This window comes from Methanobrevibacter sp., from assembly GCF_045114555.1.
In the GTDB taxonomy this organism is placed as follows: domain Archaea; phylum Methanobacteriota; class Methanobacteria; order Methanobacteriales; family Methanobacteriaceae; genus Methanobrevibacter.
Window position 1 is genome coordinate 1 of record NZ_JBGUKT010000036.1, and the last position, 4,952, is coordinate 4,952.

Sequence of the window (4,952 nt, forward strand, 5' to 3'; positions counted from 1 at the left end):
AATATAATTTTAAATTAAACCATGTAAAAACTTAAACTATATTAATGGAAATAAAAATATTTAATATTAGAAAATTAAAATTAAGAAAATTGAACAAACTTATAATAATCTAATAAAATATCTGAGGAATAATATGACAAACACTATTGGAAAAATCTTTTCAATTACAAGTTTCGGTTCCAGTCATGGAAAAGCGCTTGGAGCAGTTGTAGATGGATGCCCTGCTAATTTGGAACTTAGTGAAGAGGATATTCAAATTGAATTGAATAAAAGAAGACCTGGAACAAGTGCACTTACAACATCCAGACAGGAAGGGGATAAAATAGAAATAGTATCTGGAATATTTGAAGGAAAAACAGATGGAACCCCAATCACTGGAATCGTTTATAACACTAATCAAAAATCTAAGGATTATTCAAATATCAAAAGCACTCCAAGACCAGGACATGGAGATTTCTGCTGGATGGAAAAATATGGAATTTACGACTACAATGGAGGAGGTCGTGGAAGCGGCAGAATTACCATAGGCCATGTTATCGGAGGAGCTATTGCAAAGAAACTATTGAAGACCCAAGGCATTGAAATAGTATCTCATGTTGTCCAAATAGGAGATATCAAAGCAAAAAATATAGATTATGAAAACTTGAAAGAATCTATTGAAAAAAATAACGTCAAATGCGGTGACGAAGAGGCTGCAAAACTCATGGAAGAATTGATTCTTTCCAAAAAGCAGGAAGGGGATTCAGTTGGAGGAATAGTAGAAACAATTGCAACTGGAGTTCCTGCAGGACTTGGAGAGCCAGTATTCGGAAAGCTTGACGGTGACTTAGCACAGATATTAATGAGCATTAATGCTGTTAAAGGAGTTGAGATTGGTTTAGGTTTTGAAAGTGCAAAATCATCAGCCTCAGATATTAATGATGAGTTCTACTACGATGAGGATAATAATGTAAAAACTAAAACCAATAATTCTGGAGGAATTCTTGGTGGAATGAGCAATGGCATGCCAATCGTTTCAAGAATTGCAGTTAAGCCGACCCCTTCAATCTCTAAAATACAGAATACAATTGACTTGGAAAGACAAGAAAACACAACAATTGAAATCAGTGGCAGACATGATCCATGCATATGTCCAAGAGTCACTGCAGTTGCCGAATCAGCTACAGCCATCATTTTAGCAGACCATATGATTCGTGGAGGATTTATACATCCTACAAACTTAAATAAATCAATTTAAATCAAGATACACATTTCATGAAAGAATCTTGAAATTACATGAAATGAAAAAAATAGCAAAAATTGTTGATGAAATTTAAAAAAATTAAAATAAAAAAGATTAAAAAAATAGAATTAAAAAATTTGAAAAAAATAAGAAAATAATTTAATTGTCATAATTATTTTTCTTATTATTCCTTTTTTTATTTGGTTTTGATTCAAAATTAAGGGAATAGACATCCTCTTGTTTTATGCGATTTGCAAACCTATCCTTAAGACGAATCATCTTAGAACGTTCAGGATATTTCTCATTGATATCCACTTTCATACCATCAAAAGCAGCTAATGTTCTGACTCCTGTCTTTTTAGAGACTCTTATTGCCTCTTCAACAGGATTTGCAGCAATCATCTTGAAACCGAAGTGGGTCATAATCGCTAAGCTTGGCTTGACCTGCTCAACAATGTCTATGAAATTATCAGTGCACATATGTCCTCTAATTGACCTTGGTCCAGGCCTTAAGACACTTCCGATTAAAATGTCTGCATTTTTATGGTATTTTGGCAATTCATCAAAATATTCAGTGTCAGCAGTGTATGAAATCTTAAATCCATTATTCTCCATTTGGAAACCTACACCTGTAGGATCTCCATGTCTTGTTTCAGTACCTTTAATGGTAAATGAAGGAAAACGTGCTATCTTATTAGGAGTCAAGATCAAATTTTTAGAATTGCTTTTATGATAACTTGAAATAGCAGGACCCCAACGTTGGACTTTCTCAAAAACAGATTGGCTTCCCATAATGATACCATTATTCTTTGTCATTCCTCTGGTCATTGCCTCAATGAATATTTCAGCATCGTTATAATGGTCTGTATGGGAATGAGAAATATAGACCCCATCAATTTTAGTGGGATTTACACCAAATTGATAAGATCTGACCAATGCTCCAGGACCTGGGTCGACTTGATAATTCTTTCCTCCGAAATCATCAATTCTAAAGCCCCCAGTCATTCGCTTCTGACTGATGGTGGCAAATCTACCACCTCCAGAGCCTAAAAATGTTATTCTCATTATTGTCACCTTTTATAAAATAAACGCAAAATCAATAATAAACACTATCTATTCAAGATGACATAAAATGATATCACATTTTAAATTAGCCTTATTACGTTTAATGCATAAAACTTCATTTTCAATTACAACTTGGTCCTCTAATAATGCCTCATCATCACCTTCAACAAACATGATAACATTTTCACCAGGTTTTGCAAGAAGTTTCCAATTGATGTCAAATGCCCTTACATCAGGATTTAATTTCACTTGAATCATCTTATCATCGATTGAATCAACAATACCTACAGGACCTTCATCGATAATTGTAGAAGCCAATTTAATTGTTTCATTTTGTTGCAATAAGTCTTCTCTAAGTTTAGCTCTAAACTTAGCTAAAAGATTTATATCCATTTCAATGACTTCATCTAAATAAGGTTGGACCTTATCCTTATACAAGTCATTTTGTTGAATAACTACATCATATTTAGTTCCTACAGATGGTGTCTTTTTAGAAATATCATCTAAGATTTGACCAAATATATCTCCCATATACTTTAAGCTAAAGCTTGGTTTCCATCTTTTCTTAAGCATTTCATTAGCTAATGATTTTGTAATCTTATTTCCGAATACAATTATGGAAGAGTCTCCTCTTTTTCTGTTTACAATTTCAGAACCGGTAAGTTCAATAATCTGGAAACCATTTGTTGTACCGTAGATTCTTTTTCTTTTGGTTTCCATAGTTCCTCTTGAACTGACTTCACCGACTGCAACATTTTCCAAGCTTTTTACTTTAGTTGCATCATCAGTTATTTTTAAACTTATCTCAAGCTCTTCAGCTCTTGCATATAATTCTTCATCATTAGTGATTTCACCAGTGTAAATTTCCTGTTCTAAAAGTTCACGTTCCTCTTTAGAACCAAAATAGGCAATTCTTCTCTTATCTCCTGCCATTACACATCCTTTCTTTCCAACATAAGCAATAATTAAACTCATACTCTCACATCGCTTAAACATAGGCATATTAATTTTAACTTAACTATCCATAATTTCAATTTATGCCTATTAATTTTAAATTTTAAATTTCTTAAATTTATTAAAAATTTCAAATCTCAAAAAAGCATTAAAAAACTTATTAAAACATTAAAATGAAGGATTGATTCAACCTTCCGTTACAACTTTTTTGAAATTTAATATCTTACTTTATATTTATATTTTTACAAATATAAAAAGTTTTTATAAAACATTTTAAAAATTAAACTAAAATAAAGGAAAATAATAAAAAATCTGTGCAAATTTGATATGAAAATCTTAAATGTTTTAATTATATAAAACTTTATATATTGAAAGGAACAAATTAAAATTAATTATTATTTGGAGGTAATGATATGGTCAAAATCAATGAAATTTACAGATGTAACCACTGTGGAAACATGGTAGAAGCTATTGTTGAAGGTGCTGGAGAATTAGTTTGCTGTGGAGAAGCAATGGAACTTTTAGAACCTAGACAATTACCAGAAGGTGGAGTAAAACACATCCCTGTTATCACTAAAGAAGACGGCAAAATTGTCGTTACTATGGGCGAAGAAGCTCACCCAATGTTAGAAGAACATTACATTAATTTTGTTGAATTAATTGTAGGAGATCAAGTTTACCGTGCAAACTTAAAACCTGGTGATGAACCTAAAGCAGTATTCGATGTAAATGCTGAAGTTGAAGATGTAAAAGCTATTGAATATTGTAACATCCACGGTTTATGGCATTCCTAAGTATTATTTATTTTAAATAATACTTTTCTATTTTTTATTTTTTTTAAAAACAATTTAACTTACATTATTTTCACTTTTTTACTATTTTTACTATTCTCATTTTTACTCACTATCCTCACTATTTTTTATCAAATTACTAAATTTTATAAAATATGAAATTCATAATATTAATATTATATAAGTTAAATTTAAATTATATTTATCAAATTATTAACTAATTAAAAATATTATTTAACTTGTTTAAATTGTTTAAAATTAAAAAAATTAAATTTGATAGCATGAGAAAAGATATTATATTAATTGTTTTGATATTGATAGCAGTTGTTAGTATAAGCGGTTGTATTAATGGCCCTATTGATAACATAAACAGTAGAATGAAAGATTTGAACACTGATATCACTGAAGGAGATAATGATTATAACGCTGCAATCAGCTCAATCAATAGCCGTGACTATGCAAGTGCAAACAACAACATTCAAATTGCAAAGGAAAAATTCAATGACGCAGAAACAAAGCTTTCAGAAATTGAAGAGTATCAAGATGACTTAAATGAAAGTGTATATAAAGAGTATATTGATTTGATAAAGGAAGAAGTGTCATTAAAGAAACAGGCAAGCGATGAGCTTTATTTAGCTATTCAATACTATGCAAATAATGATCCTTACTCTGGAAATTCATATGCAAAATCAGCAAATAATCAAATGAAAAAAGCAGTGATACTTCAAGGTGAAAGAAATCAATTAGTGGAAGAAAACTCAGAATTATTCAAAAAAGCAGGAATAATCTAAACAATGATTATTCAATGCAATTTTTTATTTATTGAATTTATTAAAGATCTGTGAGGGGGAAAAATGAAAAAAGCATGCCCTAAATGTAATGGAACCGGGTCTATAGTTGTAGATACAAAAATATGTGAA

At 30.5% G+C, this 4,952-nt stretch carries 5 protein-coding genes; 3 read left to right on the forward strand and 2 right to left on the reverse strand.

Translation table 11 applies throughout. The annotated features are described in order from the left end of the window. The first annotated feature begins 133 nt into the window (after window positions 1–133). The gene (gene aroC / locus ACJMLB_RS08470; RefSeq protein WP_405325353.1) at window positions 134–1,237 is read left to right on the forward strand and encodes a chorismate synthase; all 1,104 of its coding nucleotides are present in this window, start codon (window positions 134–136) and stop codon (window positions 1,235–1,237) included. Window positions 1,238–1,381: 144 nt separating this feature from the next. Here aroC and ACJMLB_RS08475 read toward each other — a convergent pair whose 3' ends face one another. Further along, window positions 1,382–2,287, reverse strand: coding sequence for an MBL fold metallo-hydrolase (locus tag ACJMLB_RS08475; RefSeq protein WP_405325356.1), 906 nt, complete (start codon window positions 2,285–2,287; stop codon window positions 1,382–1,384). A 48-nt stretch (window positions 2,288–2,335) separates the two neighbouring features. Next, window positions 2,336–3,262, reverse strand: a complete 927-nt coding sequence (locus ACJMLB_RS08480; protein WP_405325359.1) for a DUF2121 family protein — start codon at window positions 3,260–3,262, stop codon at window positions 2,336–2,338. Between the two features lie 392 nt (window positions 3,263–3,654). On the opposite strand from ACJMLB_RS08480, the gene ACJMLB_RS08485 reads away from it, so the two are divergent. Next, the gene (locus ACJMLB_RS08485) at window positions 3,655–4,035 is read left to right on the forward strand and encodes a desulfoferrodoxin (RefSeq protein WP_405325362.1); all 381 of its coding nucleotides are present in this window, start codon (window positions 3,655–3,657) and stop codon (window positions 4,033–4,035) included. A 278-nt stretch (window positions 4,036–4,313) separates the two neighbouring features. Beyond that, the gene (locus ACJMLB_RS08490; RefSeq protein WP_405325365.1) at window positions 4,314–4,823 is read left to right on the forward strand and encodes a hypothetical protein; all 510 of its coding nucleotides are present in this window, start codon (window positions 4,314–4,316) and stop codon (window positions 4,821–4,823) included. Window positions 4,824–4,952 lie beyond the last annotated feature (129 nt).

Excerpts from the sequence above, each read along its gene's own strand:
- aroC (WP_405325353.1), top strand. The coding sequence starts at position 134 with ATGACAAACACTATTGGAAAAATCTTTTCAATTACAAGTTTCGGTTCC.
- ACJMLB_RS08475 (WP_405325356.1), bottom strand. The coding sequence starts at position 2,287 with ATGAGAATAACATTTTTAGGCTCTGGAGGTGGTAGATTTGCCACCATC.
- ACJMLB_RS08480 (WP_405325359.1), bottom strand. The coding sequence starts at position 3,262 with ATGAGTTTAATTATTGCTTATGTTGGAAAGAAAGGATGTGTAATGGCA.
- ACJMLB_RS08485 (WP_405325362.1), top strand. The coding sequence starts at position 3,655 with ATGGTCAAAATCAATGAAATTTACAGATGTAACCACTGTGGAAACATG.
- ACJMLB_RS08490 (WP_405325365.1), top strand. The coding sequence starts at position 4,314 with ATGAGAAAAGATATTATATTAATTGTTTTGATATTGATAGCAGTTGTT.